17 protein-coding genes are annotated in these 16,139 nt (G+C 59.8%); 3 read left to right on the forward strand and 14 right to left on the reverse strand.

Annotated features, from left to right (window positions below; translation table 11 throughout):
* Positions 1-23: 23 nt before the first annotated feature.
* From QD336_RS01920 to QD336_RS01930, 3 genes are all read left to right on the forward strand, one after another.
* Positions 24-200: a hypothetical protein gene (locus QD336_RS01920; RefSeq protein WP_003496171.1), complete on the forward strand. Its 177-nt coding sequence runs from the start codon at positions 24-26 to the stop codon at positions 198-200.
* 127 nt (positions 201-327) lie between these two features.
* Positions 328-1,062 (forward strand): helix-turn-helix transcriptional regulator, encoded by a 735-nt coding sequence (locus QD336_RS01925; protein ID WP_499169077.1) that lies wholly within the window; start codon positions 328-330, stop codon positions 1,060-1,062.
* Positions 1,063-1,153: 91 nt separating this feature from the next.
* Positions 1,154-2,083 (forward strand): DMT family transporter, encoded by a 930-nt coding sequence (locus tag QD336_RS01930; RefSeq protein WP_269347698.1) that lies wholly within the window; start codon positions 1,154-1,156, stop codon positions 2,081-2,083.
* Between the two features lie 205 nt (positions 2,084-2,288).
* Here the strand turns inward: QD336_RS01930 and lipA are convergent, their stop codons facing one another.
* The 14 genes from lipA to QD336_RS02000 all read right to left on the reverse strand — a co-directional run bounded on the left by lipA (position 2,289) and on the right by QD336_RS02000 (position 16,130).
* Entirely contained in the window at positions 2,289-3,260 is a 972-nt protein-coding gene (gene lipA, locus QD336_RS01935; RefSeq protein ID WP_129565763.1) for a lipoyl synthase, read from the reverse strand.
* A 103-nt stretch (positions 3,261-3,363) separates the two neighbouring features.
* Entirely contained in the window at positions 3,364-3,612 is a 249-nt protein-coding gene (locus QD336_RS01940; RefSeq protein ID WP_006312479.1) for a GlsB/YeaQ/YmgE family stress response membrane protein, read from the reverse strand.
* 98 nt (positions 3,613-3,710) lie between these two features.
* Positions 3,711-5,156, reverse strand: a complete 1,446-nt coding sequence (gene lpdA / locus QD336_RS01945) for a dihydrolipoyl dehydrogenase (protein WP_499169078.1) — start codon at positions 5,154-5,156, stop codon at positions 3,711-3,713.
* Positions 5,157-5,216: 60 nt separating this feature from the next.
* On the reverse strand, positions 5,217-5,861 hold the full coding sequence (locus tag QD336_RS01950; RefSeq protein ID WP_269343531.1) for an SGNH/GDSL hydrolase family protein: 645 nt from the start codon (positions 5,859-5,861) through the stop codon (positions 5,217-5,219).
* Between the two features lie 12 nt (positions 5,862-5,873).
* Positions 5,874-7,226, reverse strand: coding sequence for a pyruvate dehydrogenase complex dihydrolipoamide acetyltransferase (locus tag QD336_RS01955; protein ID WP_499169080.1), 1,353 nt, complete (start codon positions 7,224-7,226; stop codon positions 5,874-5,876).
* Between the two features lie 14 nt (positions 7,227-7,240).
* Positions 7,241-8,647, reverse strand: a complete 1,407-nt coding sequence (locus QD336_RS01960) for a pyruvate dehydrogenase complex E1 component subunit beta (RefSeq protein ID WP_269343535.1) — start codon at positions 8,645-8,647, stop codon at positions 7,241-7,243.
* A gap of 17 nt (positions 8,648-8,664) precedes the next feature.
* On the reverse strand, positions 8,665-9,708 hold the full coding sequence (gene pdhA / locus QD336_RS01965; RefSeq protein ID WP_269343536.1) for a pyruvate dehydrogenase (acetyl-transferring) E1 component subunit alpha: 1,044 nt from the start codon (positions 9,706-9,708) through the stop codon (positions 8,665-8,667).
* 153 nt (positions 9,709-9,861) lie between these two features.
* The gene (locus tag QD336_RS01970; RefSeq protein ID WP_004441601.1) at positions 9,862-10,179 is read right to left on the reverse strand and encodes an FtsB family cell division protein; all 318 of its coding nucleotides are present in this window, start codon (positions 10,177-10,179) and stop codon (positions 9,862-9,864) included.
* A 339-nt stretch (positions 10,180-10,518) separates the two neighbouring features.
* Complete coding sequence (eno, locus tag QD336_RS01975; RefSeq protein ID WP_269343541.1) at positions 10,519-11,793, reverse strand: phosphopyruvate hydratase; 1,275 nt, start codon at positions 11,791-11,793, stop codon at positions 10,519-10,521.
* A 136-nt stretch (positions 11,794-11,929) separates the two neighbouring features.
* Positions 11,930-12,775: a 3-deoxy-8-phosphooctulonate synthase gene (gene kdsA / locus QD336_RS01980; RefSeq protein ID WP_499169081.1), complete on the reverse strand. Its 846-nt coding sequence runs from the start codon at positions 12,773-12,775 to the stop codon at positions 11,930-11,932.
* Positions 12,775-13,656, reverse strand: coding sequence for a VOC family protein (locus QD336_RS01985; protein ID WP_499169082.1), 882 nt, complete (start codon positions 13,654-13,656; stop codon positions 12,775-12,777). Before QD336_RS01985 ends, kdsA begins: the two co-directional genes overlap by 1 nt.
* Positions 13,657-13,778: 122 nt before the next feature.
* A complete protein-coding gene (locus tag QD336_RS01990) occupies positions 13,779-14,267 on the reverse strand; it encodes an ureidoglycolate lyase (RefSeq protein ID WP_499169083.1) in 489 nt (162 codons plus the stop codon).
* Complete coding sequence (locus QD336_RS01995; protein WP_499169084.1) at positions 14,267-15,310, reverse strand: L-idonate 5-dehydrogenase; 1,044 nt, start codon at positions 15,308-15,310, stop codon at positions 14,267-14,269. The genes QD336_RS01990 and QD336_RS01995 overlap by 1 nt, the downstream gene beginning before the upstream one ends.
* Positions 15,311-15,359: 49 nt before the next feature.
* The gene (locus tag QD336_RS02000; protein ID WP_499169085.1) at positions 15,360-16,130 is read right to left on the reverse strand and encodes an SDR family oxidoreductase; all 771 of its coding nucleotides are present in this window, start codon (positions 16,128-16,130) and stop codon (positions 15,360-15,362) included.
* Positions 16,131-16,139: the final 9 nt, after the last annotated feature.

Genomic DNA, 16,139 nt, shown 5'->3' on the forward strand with positions numbered 1-16,139 from the left:
GCTTTGAGCCACTGAGTGAGCCGATGGACGATTTTTCCAACATCATCAACCTTCTCGAATCCGCCAAGCAACTCGCATCGATGAACGGCATGCCGGTGCTTGCCTATCTCATCGACGTCGCGAAATGCGAAGCGAGAGAGAACAAGCCGGTTCTGCGCAAGCGCAAACGCGGCGAATCGACCGCCAAGGAAGACTGTTAATTGCCAGCGGCACAGCCGAGCGATAAAGCTGGCTGGCCCAATCTTCAAGACGATGTCATAATCATGCAACGGAACCGGCCGCTTTTTCGAGGCGGCCATTTCTTTGCACAATGGAAACGACAGCGTCATGACATCCGCATCCGCCGATATCAGAACCTACAGGCAGGAAAGACCGAAGGAACGGCATGGCTTCGTGCAAATCGTTCTTCCCGTCTCCGGTAGCCTGCGGATCGATGTGGCCGGGCGGCAGGATGAGCTCTCCACCGGACGCGGCGTCTTCATCCATCGGGATGCGCCGCACACGCAGGAAGCGACGGCGATCAACCATTCGCTGGTGGTCGATCTCGATGAAAGTGCCGTTTCCGAATGCACACTCGAAAAGTTCTCCCGCAGTCCCTTTCTTGATATTGCCCCGGATACACGGCAATTGATTGCCTATATGCGCGGCCTCATCGGAACGGATGGGCGGCGCGACGATGTCGCCGGCCTATGGGCGCCGCTTCTCGTCGACAGCCTCGCAAATGAAAGAACCGATATCCGCGAGCGCCTGCGCTGGCTTGGCGCCGTCGTCCGGGCGGAGCCTTTCTTCCCCTGGACCATCGACATGCTGGCAGCCTGCGCCTCGATCAGCGACAGCCGTCTGCATGCGCTGTTCCTCGAAGAATTCGGTCTCTCGCCTCACCGCTGGCTGGCCGGGCTTCGCATGGACAAGATCTGCGCCCTGCTCACCGATTCCAGCCTGCAGATTGCCGAAATCGCACTCAGGGCCGGTTTTTCGGACCAGACGGCGCTGACGCGCGCCATGCGCAATATTGTGGGCGAAACACCTGCCGCCTATCGCCGCAACCGCGGTATCCACTAGAACCGCCGTTCATTCATCAGGAGTTTTTGTCAAGACAGCCGCAAGGGCCTGTGGCACATCGCAGGCAAATGTGAATGCGGATATGACAGACATGAACAGGACAGGTCTCGGTGTATTTTACGGCATGCTGGCGGGTGCGCTCTGGGGCGGGATATTCCTCGCGCCCAAACTCGTGCCGGATTTTTCCGCGCTGCAACTCTCGACGGCACGTTACCTCACCTACGGGCTGATTTCCCTCATCATCATCGGGCCGCGCCTGAGGCGGGTATCTGCCCATTTCGGCGCGCGGGAATGGTTCGCGCTTGGCTGGCTGAGCATGATCGGCAACATCGCCTATTATGTCTTCATATCGACGGCGGTGAAGCTGAGCGGCGTCGCCTTCACCTCCATCATCATCGGTTTCCTGCCGGTTGCCGTCACCATCATCGGCAGCCGCGACCATGGCGCGGTGTCGCTCCGGCGGCTTTGGCCATCACTCGTTTTCGGGGCAATCGGCATCATCGGCATTTCCTGGCAATCGCTGATGGAAAGCGACGGTGGGCTGGATATGTCCCGCGTCATCGGCCTTGCCTGTGCGCTGGGGGCGCTTGCATCATGGACCGCCTTTGCAGTCGGCAATGCCCGCTGGCTGTCCCGCCTTCATGATGTCAGCGCCGATGACTGGAACATGATGACGGGCGTGGTGACCGGCGCCCTTGCGCTGGCGCTCGCCATCCCGGCCTTTGCCTTTGGCGGAGAAGGCCACAGTTCGGGAGACTGGCTGCACTTCGTGACCGTTGCAGCAGTCCTCGGCTTCACCGCCTCCATTCTCGGCAACGCACTCTGGAACAGGATGAGCCGCCTTCTGCCGCTTACCATGGTCGGGCAGATGATTTTGTTCGAAACGCTGTTTGCGCTGCTTTACGGCTTTCTCTGGGAAGGGCGTGGGCCGACACTCATCGAGGTCGTGGCAATCTGCTCGGTGGTGCTGAGCGTGGTGCTATGCATGCGGGCGCACCGGCCGGAGAAGGTCGTGGCGTGACCGGGTTACACCGCAATCAAGCGGCTGAACCATTTCACAGGCACCGTCACGAACACGGCGCATCCTCGGGCCTGCCCCGAGGATCCAATCACCTATCATAAAATTCATGGGCTGCAGATGCTCGGGACAGGCCCGAGCATGACGGCGGAGAGAGCGATCAAATCGCCCAACCGTAACGCCATGTGTTGCCGGGCTTTTCCGTCCCTTACTCCGCAGCCGCCAGCAGCTTCTTCTCGCGGGCAGCGCGCAGACGCTCGAAATCGTCGCCAGCATGGTGCGAAGAGCGAGTAAGCGGGCTGGAGGAGACCATCAGGAAGCCCTTGGTATAGGCGACCGTCTCATAGGACTTGAATTCCTCCGGCGTCACGAAGGCCTCGACCTTGTGATGCTTGCGGGTCGGCTGCAGATATTGGCCGATGGTCAGGAAATCCACATCGGCGCTGCGCAGATCGTCCATCAGCTGCAGCACTTCGTTACGCTCTTCACCGAGGCCAACCATGATGCCGGACTTGGTGAACATGGTGGGGTCGAGTTCCTTCACCCGCTGCAAGAGACGCACGGAATGGAAATAACGCGCGCCGGGGCGAACCGTGAGGTAATTGCCCGGAACGGTTTCCATGTTGTGGTTGAAGACGTCAGGCTTGGCGGCGACGACACGCTCCAGCGCGCCGGGCTTCTTCAGGAAGTCGGGGGTGAGGATTTCGATGGTCGTCGTCGGAGACGCGGCACGGATCGCCCAGATGACCTTCTCGAAATGTTCAGCACCGCCATCGGCGAGATCGTCACGGTCGACCGAGGTGATGACGACGTGCGAAAGGCCCATCTGCTTGACGGCCTTGGCGACATTCTCAGGCTCGTCCATGTCGAGCGGATTGGGCTTGCCGGTCGCGACGTTGCAGAAGGCGCAGGCGCGGGTGCAGATTTCACCCATGATCATGAAGGTCGCGTGTTTCTTGTCCCAGCATTCGCCGATATTCGGACAGCCGGCTTCTTCGCACACCGTTACCAGCTTGTGCGAACGCACCAGTTCACGCGTCTCGTGGTAACCCTTGGAGGTCGGCGCCTTGACGCGGATCCATTCCGGCTTGCGCATGACCTCGGTATCGGGCCGATGCGCCTTTTCCGGGTGGCGAATGCGCTTTTCTTCGGACGAAGTCCTGTCGAGAATAGTGACCATTAAAAACCTGCTTCCATCGCCTGTAGCGATCTAAACACCTGTTGGCCGGATGCTTTAGAACAATTCCAGAAAAAGCGTAAGCCCCTTCCGGTCATGCAGCCCGTTAGCGCCGCACCAGCTTTGCCACAAACAGCAACAGGCTGGCGCCAAGGAAAGACGTGACGAAGTAACCGAGCCTGCTGTCCTGCACGAAGACATCGAGGGTGCGAAGGACGGCGACCGCGACAACCGAACCGACAATGCCCAATATGATGTTCATGAAGATGCCGAAGCGCATGTCCATGAGTTTGCCCGCAAGCCAGCCGGCGAGACCGCCGATGATGATTGCTGCAATCCAGCCTACACTTTCCATTCCCACGCTCCCTGAAAGAACAGTTCCCCTTGAAGAACCGCCGTTGAGACATATGGGACACCCGGCAAGGTTAGACAATGCCGGGCATCACGCGGCACTTATGCGTTCAGCACACGTCCGTAGGCGTCGAGCACGCTTTCCTTCATCGATTCCGAAATGGTCGGATGCGGGAAGATCGTGTGCATCAAATCCTCTTCCGTCGTCTCGAGATTCATGGCGACAACGAAGCCCTGAATGAGTTCGGTCACTTCCGCACCGACCATATGGGCACCGAGCAACTCACCGGTCTTCTTGTCGAAGATGGTCTTGACCATGCCCTGGTCTTCACCGAGAGCGACCGCCTTGCCATTCGCCGCAAAGGAGAAGCGGCCAACGCGGATATCGCGACCCTGTTCCTTCGCCTTGGCTTCGGTGAGACCAACCGAGGCGACCTGCGGGTTGCAATAGGTGCAGCCGGGAATCTTGAGCTTGTCCATCGGATGCACATTCGGCAGGCCGGCGATCTTTTCAACACAGATGACAGCCTCATGCTCAGCCTTGTGGGCGAGCAGCGGCGCGCCGGCGACATCGCCGATGGCATAGATGCCGGGGACGTTGGTCTTGCCGTAACCGTCAATGACGATGAAGCCGCGATCGGTCTTCACGCCGGCAGCCTCAAGGCCGATGCCTTCGATATTGGCGACAACGCCGACGGCGGAAATCATCCGGTCGGCGGTGATCTTCTCGGACGAACCATCCTTCTTCTCGAGCGTCGCGGTGACAGAGTTCGCGCCCTTCTCGACCTTGGAAACCTTGGTTTCCAGATGGATCTTCATGCCCTGCTTCTCAAGCTGCTTCTTGGCGAAGGTGGAGATTTCCGCATCTTCGACCGGCATGACCTGGCTCATGATCTCGACGACGGTGACGTCGACGCCCATGGTGCGGTAGAAGCTGGCGAATTCGATGCCGATCGCACCCGAGCCCATGACGAGCAGCGACTTCGGCATTTCTTCCGGCTTCATTGCCTCGAAATAGGTCCAGATCAGCTTGCCATCCGGCTCGATGCCAGGCAGCGCACGCGGGCGGGCGCCGGTGGCAACGATGATGTGCTTGGCAGTGTAAGTACCCTCACCCAGCGTGTTCTTCGGCACGGGACCCTGCGGCTGAACCACCGGCTTGGTGGACTTGCCGACAACGATTTCGCCCGGCTTGGTGATCTTGGCTTCACCCCAGATGATATCGACCTTGTTTTTCTTGAACAGGAAACCGACGCCGTTGTTCATGCGCGCAGCGATGCCGCGCGAACGGGCCACGATTGCCTTCACGTCAGGCTTGATCGAACCTTCCAGCGTCAGGCCGTAATCCTTGGCGTGGGTGGCGGTGTGCATGACATCGGCGGTGCGCAGCAGGGCCTTGGTCGGGATGCAGCCCCAGTTGGAGCAGATGCCGGCCAGATGCTCGCGCTCCACGACGGCAACCTTCATGCCGAGCTGGGCTGCGCGGATCGCGGCAATATAACCGCCCGGTCCCGAACCGATGATGATGACGTCATAAGATTGAGCCATTGGAAATCCTGCCTTGTCTTGTTCGGATGACGGTAAACCGCTCCGAAACGAGAATGAGTGTCAAAGTCCGAGCATCATGCGGACGACGGGCTCCAGCCCGCGCCCGATGGCCCGCGTGTTTTCAGCATCGAGATGAACGCCGTCCACCGGCGTCGTGTGGGCGACGGACCCGGCATCGAAAAATCCGCAATCGAGGTCGTCGGCAAGGTCCCGGTAAACGGAAGCCAGCATCGCCGATTCATCGATTGCATCGCGATAGATCGCGCCCATGACGGGGTTCGCCGTTTCGCAAAGCTGCGGCGGCGCGACGATCAGCACGTCAGGCGCTTCCCAATCCGGCACCTGCCAGACATGGTTGCGCGTGAGTTTCACCAGACGCTCGATCCCCTTCATTGCCACCATGGCCGATCCGTGGATCGACGGCTTCATGTCGTTGGTGCCGAGCATGATGATGACGAGGTCAAGCGGCGCATGGCTGTGCAGCAGCGTTGGCAGAAGTCTTGCCCCGTTGCGGTCGCAATCGGCCGTATGGTCGTCATAAGCGGTGGTGCGGCCACCCAGACCCTCGTGGATCACATGCACGTCGGAACCGAGCGCCTTCTGCAAGACGCTCGGCCAAAGATCGTCATGGCTGTGCCGGCCACCCGTTTCCGCGTCATATCCCCAGGTCAGGGAGTCACCAAAGCAGAGGACCGACTTCACCATCTCACTCTCCGATCAAACCAGCATGCCCATCGGGTTTTCGATATAGCGCTTGAAGGCGCCGATCAGTTCGGCTCCGAGCGCACCATCGACACAGCGGTGGTCGGTGGAAAGCGTGACCGTCATGACATTGGCGATCTTGATCTCGCCGTTCTTCACGACAGCGCGCTGTTCGCCCGCGCCGACCGCCAGAATGGTGGCATGCGGCGGGTTGATGACGGCGGAGAAGCTTTTCACGCCCATCATGCCCATGTTGGACACGGCGGTTGTGCCGCCCTGATATTCCTCGGGCTTCAGCTTGCGCTCTTTCGCGCGCTTGCCGTAGTCCTTCATCTCGTTGGAGATGGTGGAGAGCGACTTCTCTTCCGCCTTGCGGATGATCGGCGTGATCAGGCCACCCGGAATGGAAACGGCAACGCCGACATCCGAGTGCTTGTGCTTGACCATGGCGCTTTCCGTCCAGGAGACGTTGGCATCCGGCACATCACGCAGCGCCAGAGCAAGCGCCTTGATGACCATGTCGTTGACCGACAGCTTGTAGACCGGCTTGCCGTCCTTTTCAGGAGCAGCCGCGTTGAGCTGGGCGCGCAGTGCCAGAAGCGTGTCGAGCTCGCAATCCACGGAAACGTAGAAATGCGGAACCGTCTGCTTGGATTCGACCAGACGCTTGGCGATGACCTTACGCATGCCGTCATGCGGCACGAGCTCGTAGGAACCCGGCTCGAACAGCTTGAGAACGGCTTCGTCCGACTGGCCCTTGGCGAGTGCCGGAGCCGGCGCGCCTGCGGATGCTGCGGCGGCCGTAGCAGCCTTCGCACCGCCGGAGGCAGCAGCTTTTTCCACGTCGGTCTTGACGATGCGGCCATGCGGGCCGGAACCGGAGACGGCCGAAAGGTCGAGACCGGCTTCCTTGGCAAGACGGCGGGCAAGCGGCGAAGCGAAGATGCGCTCTCCGGACTTTGCAACCGGCGCGGAAGGTGCCGCTGCCTGATCAACCGCCGGCTTTTCAGCCTTGGCCGGTGCAGCTTCTTCCTTCGGCGTTTCAGCCTTTGCAGCTTCCTGCTTTGGAGCTTCCGCCTTGGCGGGAGCGGCAGCGCCGCCCTTTGCCGCCTCGGCAACATCCTCGCCGTCAGCAGCGAGGATCGCGATCAGGGCATTGACCTTGACGGCTTCGGTGCCGGCCGGAACGACCAGCTTGGCAACGGTGCCTTCGTCGACGGCTTCCACTTCCATGGTCGCCTTGTCGGTCTCGATCTCGGCGATCACGTCACCGGGTGCGACCTTGTCGCCTTCCTTGACCAGCCACTTGGCCAGATTGCCCTCTTCCATCGTTGGAGAAAGGGCAGGCATGGTGATGTTTATCGGCATCGAAACGCCTCCCCTTACTTGTAGCAGACGGTTTTGACAGCCTGAACGACTTCATCGACGTTCGGCAGAGCCAGCTTTTCGAGGTTTGCCGCGTAAGGCATCGGAACATCCTTGCCGGCGATCGTCAGGATCGGCGCATCGAGATAGTCGAAAGCGGCGCGCATGACCTGGTTGGCGATGAAGTCACCTACCGATGACTGCGGGAAACCTTCCTCGACGGTCACCAGACGACCGGTCTTCTTGACCGATTCAATGACGGTGGGCAGATCCATCGGGCGGATGGTGCGCAGGTCGATCAGTTCGACATCGATGCCGAGCTTCTCGAGTTCCGCAACCGCCTTGATCGCATAGGTCATGCCGATGCCGAAGGAAACGATGGTTGCATCCTTGCCCTTGCGGTGAATGCGCGCCTTGCCGATCGGCAGCACGAAATCATCGAGCTTCGGCACTTCGAAGCTCTGACCGTAGAGAATTTCATTTTCCAGGAAAATGACAGGGTTCGGATCGCGGATAGCTGCTTTCAGCAGGCCCTTGGCGTCGGCTGCCGTGTAGGGCATGACGACCTTGAGGCCCGGAATATGGCTGTACCATGCGGCGTAACATTGCGAATGCTGAGCGCCAACGCGGGCAGCAGCGCCCGAGGGACCACGGAACACCATCGGTGCGCCCATCTGGCCACCCGACATGTAAAGCGTCTTTGCCGCCGAGTTGACGATCTGGTCGATCGCCTGCATGGCGAAGTTGAAGGTCATGAATTCGACGATGGGCTTGAGGCCCGTCATTGCAGCGCCGACGCCGATACCGGCAAAACCATGCTCGGTGATCGGGGTGTCGATGACGCGGCGCTCGCCGAATTCCTGCAGCAGGCCTTGAGTGATCTTGTAGGCGCCCTGATATTCGGCGACTTCTTCACCCATGACGAAAACTTTTTCGTCGGAGCGCATTTCTTCGGCCATGGCGTCGCGCAGCGCTTCACGCACCGTCGTCATCACCATTTCCGTGCCGGCCGGAATATCCGGATCGGCAGCAACTTCGATCTTGGGTGCTGCCGGAACCTTGGCGGCTTCCTTGTCAGCGCTCGGCTCTTCGGTCGCTTCGCGGGTCTTGCCGCCGGCGGCATCCGAGCCGGAATTGGCGGCTTCCGCCTTCGGCGCCGAAGCGATATCGTTGGCGCTCTCGCCTTCCTGGATGAGAACGGCAATCGGCGTATTAACCTTGACGCCTTCGGTGCCGGCATCGATCAGCAGCTTGCCGATAACACCTTCATCCACGGCTTCCACTTCCATGGTCGCCTTGTCGGTCTCGATTTCGGCAATCACGTCACCAGAGGTGACCTTGTCGCCTTCCTTTTTAAGCCACTTGGAAAGCGTGCCTTCCTCCATGGTCGGGGAAAGGGCGGGCATAAGAATTTCTACAGGCATGGGTTTCCCTTTCCCGATCAGAGCAGAATGTCGGTGTAGAGCTCGGAGACATCCGGCTCGGGGTCGTTCTGGGCGAAGTCGGCGCTGTCGGCGACGATATCACGGACATCCTTGTCGATGGCCTTCAATTCGTCTTCGCTTGCCCAGCCATGGTCCAGAAGCCGTGCCTTGACCTGCTCGATCGGGTCATGTTCGGAGCGCATCTTCTGCACTTCGTCCTTGGAGCGGTATTTCGCCGGGTCCGACATGGAGTGACCACGGTAACGGTAGGTCAGCATTTCCAGGATGATCGGACCCTTGCCGGAACGGCAATGTTCCAGCGCCTGGTCGGCGGCGGCCTTGACGGCGCGCACATCCATGCCATCCACCTGAACACCGGGGATGCCGAAGGACTGTCCGCGCAGCGAATAGTTCGACTGGGCGGTGGCGCGGGCGGTCGAGGTGCCCATGGCGTAACGGTTGTTCTCGACGATATAGATGATCGGCAGTTTCCAGAGAGCAGCCATGTTGAAGCTCTCGTAGACCTGGCCCTGGTTGGCGGCGCCGTCACCGAAATAGGTCACGGAGACATTGTCGTTACCGCGATACTTGTTGGCGAAGGCGAGACCGGTTCCAAGCGAAACCTGCGCGCCAACGATGCCGTGGCCGCCGTAGAAATGTTTCTCCTTGGAGAACATGTGCATGGAGCCGCCCTTGCCTTTCGACAGGCCGCCCCTGCGGCCGGTCAACTCGGCCATGACGCCACGCGCGCTCATGCCCAAGGCGAGCATGTGGCCGTGGTCACGGTAAGCGGTGATGACCTGATCGCCGTCCTTCTGCGACATCTGCATGCCGACGACAACAGCTTCCTGGCCGATGTAGAGGTGACAGAAACCACCGATGAAGCCCATGCCGTAAAGCTGGCCTGCCTTTTCTTCGAAACGGCGGATCAAAAGCATTTCACGGTAAGCGTGAAGCTCTTCGTCCTTCGAGAAGTCCGGGCTGTTCTTGCCGGTGAATTCGGTTGCGGACTTTGCCGTGGTCTTGCGGCCGGATACGGTCGCTGGTTTTCGCGGCGCCATTCATCCCTCCCTGAGTTGCCGTTTGAATGGATAGAGTGGCGCGTACCATATGCAAGAAAATGCCATGCAGCAATGCTTTAAACGCATGGCACATATTCACGCTAAGATGCTGTGAATAAATCAGAAATGTTAAATTAACTTGATTTCGGTTAATTAGAAATAAGTGTTCATGATGACGATTTCGTCCGTGCGGGACATATTCAGCTGGTAACGGGAAATCTCGTCGATCATGTCGCGCTCGAGCGAACCATCACTCAGCAATTCCACCTGCCGCTCCAGCGCCACACGGGCCTGCGTCAGCTTTGCAAGCTCCGCAGTCCGGGTAATACGCTGCCGCTCCAGCCGCTCCGTCGCCTGAAGGCCGAAGTCGCCATGAATGGAATGATAACCGAAATAGGAAAGAAAAGCGATCGTGATGGCCGGAACGATCAAACGGCCGAATCGTCTCTTTTTATGATGTCTGGTCCACATGCCGGAGAGAAGCCTTAAAACGCACAACGTGATTCTGAGACTAAGCCGGATTGTTTAACTATCCGTTGACCTTAAATTCCAATCCGCGGATGGTCATGAAAAAGCCCGCCTGAAGGCGGGCTGAGAAAGGCAGTGATGTCAGATAAACCTCGTCATGCCGGACTTGATCCGACATCCCGCCACGGCGCGTCTGCGCCGTGAGAGAGTCTTTCGCGATCAAAGACTTGATCGCACGGGATCCCGGATCAAGTCCGGGATGACGGAGCGTGGATGACACCGCTCACTCCGTGAATTAAACCCGCCGGACGGCGGGCCTCATCCGCAAAACCAAACCGAGAATTACCCGCGCAGGATCGAACGGCCGGCGTAGGCAGCCTGCGGGCCCAGCATTTCCTCAATGCGGATCAGCTGGTTGTACTTTGCGAGCCGGTCGGAACGGGCAAGCGAACCGGTCTTGATCTGACCGCAGTTCGTCGCAACTGCGAGATCGGCGATGGTCGAATCTTCCGTCTCGCCCGAACGGTGCGACATGACGGCGGTGTAGCCTGCCTTGTGCGCGGTCTCAACCGCATCCAGCGTCTCGGAAAGCGAACCGATCTGGTTGACCTTGACGAGGATGGAGTTTGCAACGCCCATCTTGATACCGTCGCGAAGGCGGGCGGAGTTGGTGACGAAGAGATCGTCGCCCACCAGCTGGCACTTGTTGCCGATGAGATCGGTCAGCGCCTTCCAGCCGTCCCAGTCGTCTTCAGCCATGCCGTCTTCGACGGAGATGATCGGATACTTGGCAACGAGTTCGGCCAGATATTCGGCCTGCTCGATCGGCGAACGGGTCTTGCCTTCGCCTTCATAAACGTAGTTGCCGTTCTTGAAGAATTCGGTCGCGGCACAGTCAAGACCGATGAACATGTCGTCGCCCGGACGGTAACCGGCCTTTTCGATCGACTTCATGATGAAATCGAGAGCAGCAGGCGCGCTTTCGAGACCCGGTGCAAAACCGCCCTCGTCGCCGACATTGGTGTTGTGGCCCTGTGCGGACAGTTCTTTTTTCAGCGTATGGAACACTTCCGAGCCCATGCGCACGGCTTCACGGATGTTTTCCGCGCCAACGGGCAGGATCATGAATTCCTGGAAATCGATCGGGTTGTCGGCATGCGCGCCGCCATTGATGATGTTCATCATCGGAACCGGCAGCAGATGCGCGTTCGGGCCACCAACGTAACGGTAAAGCGGCAGGCCGGAAGCTTCAGCGGCAGCCTTGGCGACGGCGAGCGAAACGCCGAGGATGGCGTTGGCGCCGATGCGCGACTTGTTCGGCGTGCCGTCAAGCGCGATCATCAGCTGATCGATCTGGATCTGGTTTTCAGCATCGAAACCGCCGATGGCGTCGAAGATTTCCGTATTGACGGCTTCAACCGCCTTTTCCACGCCCTTGCCGAGATAACGCTTGCCGCCATCACGCAGCTCAACCGCCTCATGCGCGCCGGTGGAGGCGCCCGAAGGAACGGCTGCACGGCCCATCGAGCCGTCTTCGAGATAGACATCGACTTCAACGGTCGGGTTGCCGCGGCTGTCGAGGATTTCGCGCGCGATGATATCGGTAATGGCAGTCATGGTCTCTCCCTTGGGAATGGAACAGATATTTTCCGTCGCCTGTCTTAGACGATGGCGAAGAAATTACAATGACGGCGGGCGGCAGAAACGGACCGCCCGCCATTTAAAATCGATTGGCACGAACCGCGCCCGTTCCTCAGGCTTTCGCGATGGCGTCGAAGGCCAGAAGCTTCTCGAGCAGTTTCGGCATATCCTTCAGATGCACCATGTTGGGGCCGTCGGAAGGCGCATTGTCCGGGTCCTCATGGGTCTCGATGAAGAGGCCGGCCACGCCGACAGCCACTGCCGCGCGCGCAAGCGTCTCGACGAATTCGCGCTGGCCGCCGGTGGAACCGCCCTGCCCGCCCGGCTGCTGCACCGAATGGGTGGCGTCGAAAACGACCGGCGCGCCAAGCGAAGCCATGATCGGCAGCGAGCGCATGTCGGAAACCAGCGTGTTGTAACCGAAGGATGCGCCGCGTTCGCACAGGAGCACATTCGGATTGCCGCTGTCATTCAGCTTGGCCAGCACGTTCCTCATGTCCCAGGGTGCCAGGAACTGGCCCTTCTTGACGTTAATGACACGGCCGGTCTTTGCTGCGGCGACAAGAAGATCGGTCTGGCGGCTGAGGAAGGCCGGAATTTGCAGCACATCCACCACTTCGGAGACGACGGCGCATTGTTCTTCGGTGTGAATATCCGTCAACACCGGAAAGCCAAATTCCTTCTTGAGATCGGCGAAGATTTCCATCGCGCTGTCAAGACCGATGCCGCGCTTGCCGGAAAGCGAGGTGCGGTTCGCCTTGTCGAAGGAGGATTTGTAAACGAGGCCGATGCCCAGATTGTCGCACAGCTCCTTGAGCACGCCCGCGATCATGAAGGCATGTTCGCGGCTTTCCATCTGGCAGGGGCCGGCAATCAGCGAAAAACGCTCGGCGTTGGAGAAGGAAACCTTGCTGGCGCCATCGCCGGCGGTGACTTTGAGATTGTTGGTAACGCTCATCATATTTCCTCGAAGGCGAAGGCAACGCCCTGACCGGGCGCGGCGGGAACCACCAGACGGCCACCCGCTTCCATGCTGGAAACGCCATTAGCAGCAAGTACCGCCGCTGTCACGGCAAGATCGTTGACGGAGAAGACGATGCCCGCGCCGCGCAGCCCGCCGTCACCCCGATTTGAAGCATTCAGGTCGACGCTGGCGAAGGCCGGCTTTTCGGTCAATCTGATCCTGACATTGCCGGTTGCGAAAACCGTATCTCCGTCCGGAGACATGGTCGCTTCACAGCCAAAGACCGTTTCGATCAGGCGAGCCGCCTTTGCGTCTCCGCCGGAAAACAGGACAATTTCGCGGAGACCCGTGACAGAATTGGCATGCTTCTCCAGCACCGTGCGATCACCCGGCAAGGCCTTCAACCGCTGGCAGCTGAACAGGAAGAAATCCGCCGGTGCCCCGCTTGCCGCAAAGGCCAGCCGGAATGCCGCCTCGCTGCGCGAGCCGTCCGGCATCTGCACCGGTCGCGAAAAGTCAAAGCGATCACCGGCGGACAGGCCCGCCGCGACGAACCGTTCGTGATCGGCAATAGCGTCGTCTGTTTTGGCGACGAGAGCCGAAAAACCTTCCTGCTCGTGATGTTGTCTGAACGCCCGATCCCTGCCGGTAAAGACGTCACCCTTTTCTATCGAGGCGTTATAATTAGCTGGCTTAGCAATCGCCAGTGGCTCGATGTAGGTGCCATCCTGAAAGAAAACGCAGGCGTTTTGTGTGCCGAATGGATGGAGAGCCGGCGGCGCGACCGTAAAACCAAGAGCTTCAAGTCGATGAGCAGCGACACCGATATCCCGCACGGGCAGGACGAGATGATCGACGCTTCGCTTGTCATCCATGATTTCCGCCCCTTCGGCCTGCCTCCGGCGCTGGACCGGACTGTTGCGGCAGACAAAAGCACGAACGGCGCCAGGAATGCAAATTGGCTATCCCGGATATTGTGCGCATCCCGGGCAAACATTCACGAAGAAATGTTGGACATATCCACCGATACAGGCGTTTGCAGTGGGTAAAGGACGGTGTCTCCACCACTTCCCGTCTGCCACATCGTCATGGCAAATCGGCCGGAAGGCGCAAGCGGTGTCAGCCTGTGGTGCATGACGCCGCAACGATAGGTGACGATCTGGCTCGGGCCTGCCAGAAAGGCCTGGAAGGTGGTTTCATCCGGCATCCCGTCTTCACCGGCCTCGCAGACCACGACCAGAGATGGCGACTTGTCGAGCGGCAGAAAAGTCTGGCTGGAGAATGGATGTATTTCCATTTGCGAAATGACTGGCGAACCCGACATCGCCTTCGCCTGCACGAGTTGAAGCACCGGCGTTCTTGCGTCGCCGGTCCCCTCATAGGCACCCGTCAGCGACACCAGATTTTCAAGTGCGGAGATGTCGGCGACCGAGCCGAATGATGCGAAGGCTTCCGCTGTCAGCGGCTTGGCGACAACGGGCTTCATCAGGCTGCTCCACTGAAGGCAAGCTGCACTTTCATGCTCTTTGCGCGGTCACCGGCAAGATCGAAAGCCTCCCGGGCGCGGTCAAACGGCAATGTGGCGCTGATCAAAGGCTTAACATCAATCAGGCCGCGTCCCATCATGTTCACCGCCTGCGCAAATTCCTCATGGAAGCGGAACGTTCCGCGCAGTTGCAGCTCTTTGGCAACGATGAGGTTCATCGGGATGGTGAAGTCTCCGCCAAGGCCGAGCTGAACGATCACGCCACCCGGTCGGAGCAGATCCAGCGCCGGGACCAGAGCCGCCTGATTGCCGGAGGCTTCGAACAAGACATCGAAGGCGCCTTTTTCAAACCGGTATTTTTCAAGCGTGCCGGCATCGCGCAGGATGTTGACGGCTTCATCCGCGCCGATACGTCGCGCCAGATCGAGCGGCGCATCGGCGACATCGGTAACGACGATATGCGCCGCGCCGGCAAGACGGGCAACGAGCAGGCTCAGCATGCCTATCGGTCCGGCGCCGGTTATCAGCACCGTCTTGCCCAGAAGCGACCCGGCCTGACGCGCGGCATGGAGGCACACGGCCAAAGGTTCGGCCATCGCTGCCTCACCCATGGAAAGCGCGTCGGCAATCGGTACCGGTTGCGTCGAATGGACCGTCACGACTTCACGGAAACCGCCCTGAACATGGGGGGAGCGCATGGCGCTGCCCATGAAACGCATGTCCAGGCACTGGTTCTGCATTCCCTCACCGCAATAGCGGCAGGTGCCGCAAGGCAGGCTCGGATTGACCGCCACGCGCATGCCGGGCACGAGATGCGAGACGGAACTGCCCACCTCAGCCACCGTGCCGGCAAACTCATGACCAAGCGCCATGGGCTCGCGCACGCGCACCGTGCCGAAGCCACCATGGTTATAATAATGCAGATCCGAACCGCAAATTCCGCCGACGGCGACAGCCACCCGCACCTCGTCCGCGGCAAGTGGCTGGCCGGCAACGTCCTCTACCCGCAGGTCTTTTGCTGCATGAATGACGACTCCGCGCATGCGCGTCTCCTCCCGTCAATTTCTGTTGGCATCAAGGATGACGGCGGCCCTAAAGAACCGACAGCATTCCACCATCGACATAGATTATCTGGCCATTGACGTAGTCGGAGGCCGAAGCAGAAAGGAACACAGCGGTTCCGACGAGTTCCTGCGGCTTGCCCCAGCGTTTCGCCGGCGTGCGCGCCTTCACCCAGGCGTCGAATTCCGGATTGTCGATCAGTGCCTGATTCATGTCGGTCAGCATGTAGCCCGGGCCGATGGCATTGGCCTGTATGCCATATTGCGCCCACTCCGCCGCCATGGCGCGGGTCAGCATCTTGATACCGCCTTTGGCCACGGTGTAGGGCGCCACTGTCGCACGCGCCAGTTCGCTGGTCAGCGAGCCGATATTGACGATCTTGCCATATCCCCGCGGGATCATCCGCTTTGCCGCCTCACGGCCAATCATGAAGGCGCTTGTGAGGTTGGTGTCGATCACCCGCTGCCAGTCCGCCGTCTCGAGCTCGACCATCGGCTTGCGGAACTGAATGCCGGCATTGTTGACGAGAATGTCGACCTCTATCCCCTGCCCATCAAGCCTGGCGAACGCCTCAATGATTTCACTTTCGGAGGTGACGTCAAAGGCGACCGCCTCCGCATCATGGCCGGCGCTGCGCAACTCCTGAACCGCTTGGGCGACACGCGACGGATCGGTGCCGTTAATGAGGACGCGTGCCCCCGCGACGGCAAGCCCTTCCGCCATCGCGCGGCCAAGACCGCGTGAGGAGCCGGTAACAAGCGCAGTGCGCCCGCCGAGATCAAAGATGGTCTGATAGGTCATGGCGTCCTC

This window comes from Rhizobium sp. BR 250, from assembly GCF_047445855.1.
GTDB lineage: Bacteria > Pseudomonadota > Alphaproteobacteria > Rhizobiales > Rhizobiaceae > Agrobacterium > Agrobacterium tumefaciens_I.

Excerpts from the sequence above, each read along its gene's own strand:
- QD336_RS01920 (WP_003496171.1), top strand. The coding sequence starts at position 24 with ATGGACGATTTTTCCAACATCATCAACCTTCTCGAATCCGCCAAGCAA.
- QD336_RS01925 (WP_499169077.1), top strand. The coding sequence starts at position 328 with ATGACATCCGCATCCGCCGATATCAGAACCTACAGGCAGGAAAGACCG.
- QD336_RS01930 (WP_269347698.1), top strand. The coding sequence starts at position 1,154 with ATGAACAGGACAGGTCTCGGTGTATTTTACGGCATGCTGGCGGGTGCG.
- lipA (WP_129565763.1), bottom strand. The coding sequence starts at position 3,260 with ATGGTCACTATTCTCGACAGGACTTCGTCCGAAGAAAAGCGCATTCGC.
- QD336_RS01940 (WP_006312479.1), bottom strand. The coding sequence starts at position 3,612 with ATGGAAAGTGTAGGCTGGATTGCAGCAATCATCATCGGCGGTCTCGCC.
- lpdA (WP_499169078.1), bottom strand. The coding sequence starts at position 5,156 with ATGGCTCAATCTTATGACGTCATCATCATCGGTTCGGGACCGGGCGGT.
- QD336_RS01950 (WP_269343531.1), bottom strand. The coding sequence starts at position 5,861 with ATGGTGAAGTCGGTCCTCTGCTTTGGTGACTCCCTGACCTGGGGATAT.
- QD336_RS01955 (WP_499169080.1), bottom strand. The coding sequence starts at position 7,226 with ATGCCGATAAACATCACCATGCCTGCCCTTTCTCCAACGATGGAAGAG.
- QD336_RS01960 (WP_269343535.1), bottom strand. The coding sequence starts at position 8,647 with ATGCCTGTAGAAATTCTTATGCCCGCCCTTTCCCCGACCATGGAGGAA.
- pdhA (WP_269343536.1), bottom strand. The coding sequence starts at position 9,708 with ATGGCGCCGCGAAAACCAGCGACCGTATCCGGCCGCAAGACCACGGCA.
- QD336_RS01970 (WP_004441601.1), bottom strand. The coding sequence starts at position 10,179 with ATGTGGACCAGACATCATAAAAAGAGACGATTCGGCCGTTTGATCGTT.
- eno (WP_269343541.1), bottom strand. The coding sequence starts at position 11,793 with ATGACTGCCATTACCGATATCATCGCGCGCGAAATCCTCGACAGCCGC.
- kdsA (WP_499169081.1), bottom strand. The coding sequence starts at position 12,775 with ATGAGCGTTACCAACAATCTCAAAGTCACCGCCGGCGATGGCGCCAGC.
- QD336_RS01985 (WP_499169082.1), bottom strand. The coding sequence starts at position 13,656 with ATGGATGACAAGCGAAGCGTCGATCATCTCGTCCTGCCCGTGCGGGAT.
- QD336_RS01990 (WP_499169083.1), bottom strand. The coding sequence starts at position 14,267 with ATGAAGCCCGTTGTCGCCAAGCCGCTGACAGCGGAAGCCTTCGCATCA.
- QD336_RS01995 (WP_499169084.1), bottom strand. The coding sequence starts at position 15,310 with ATGCGCGGAGTCGTCATTCATGCAGCAAAAGACCTGCGGGTAGAGGAC.
- QD336_RS02000 (WP_499169085.1), bottom strand. The coding sequence starts at position 16,130 with ATGACCTATCAGACCATCTTTGATCTCGGCGGGCGCACTGCGCTTGTT.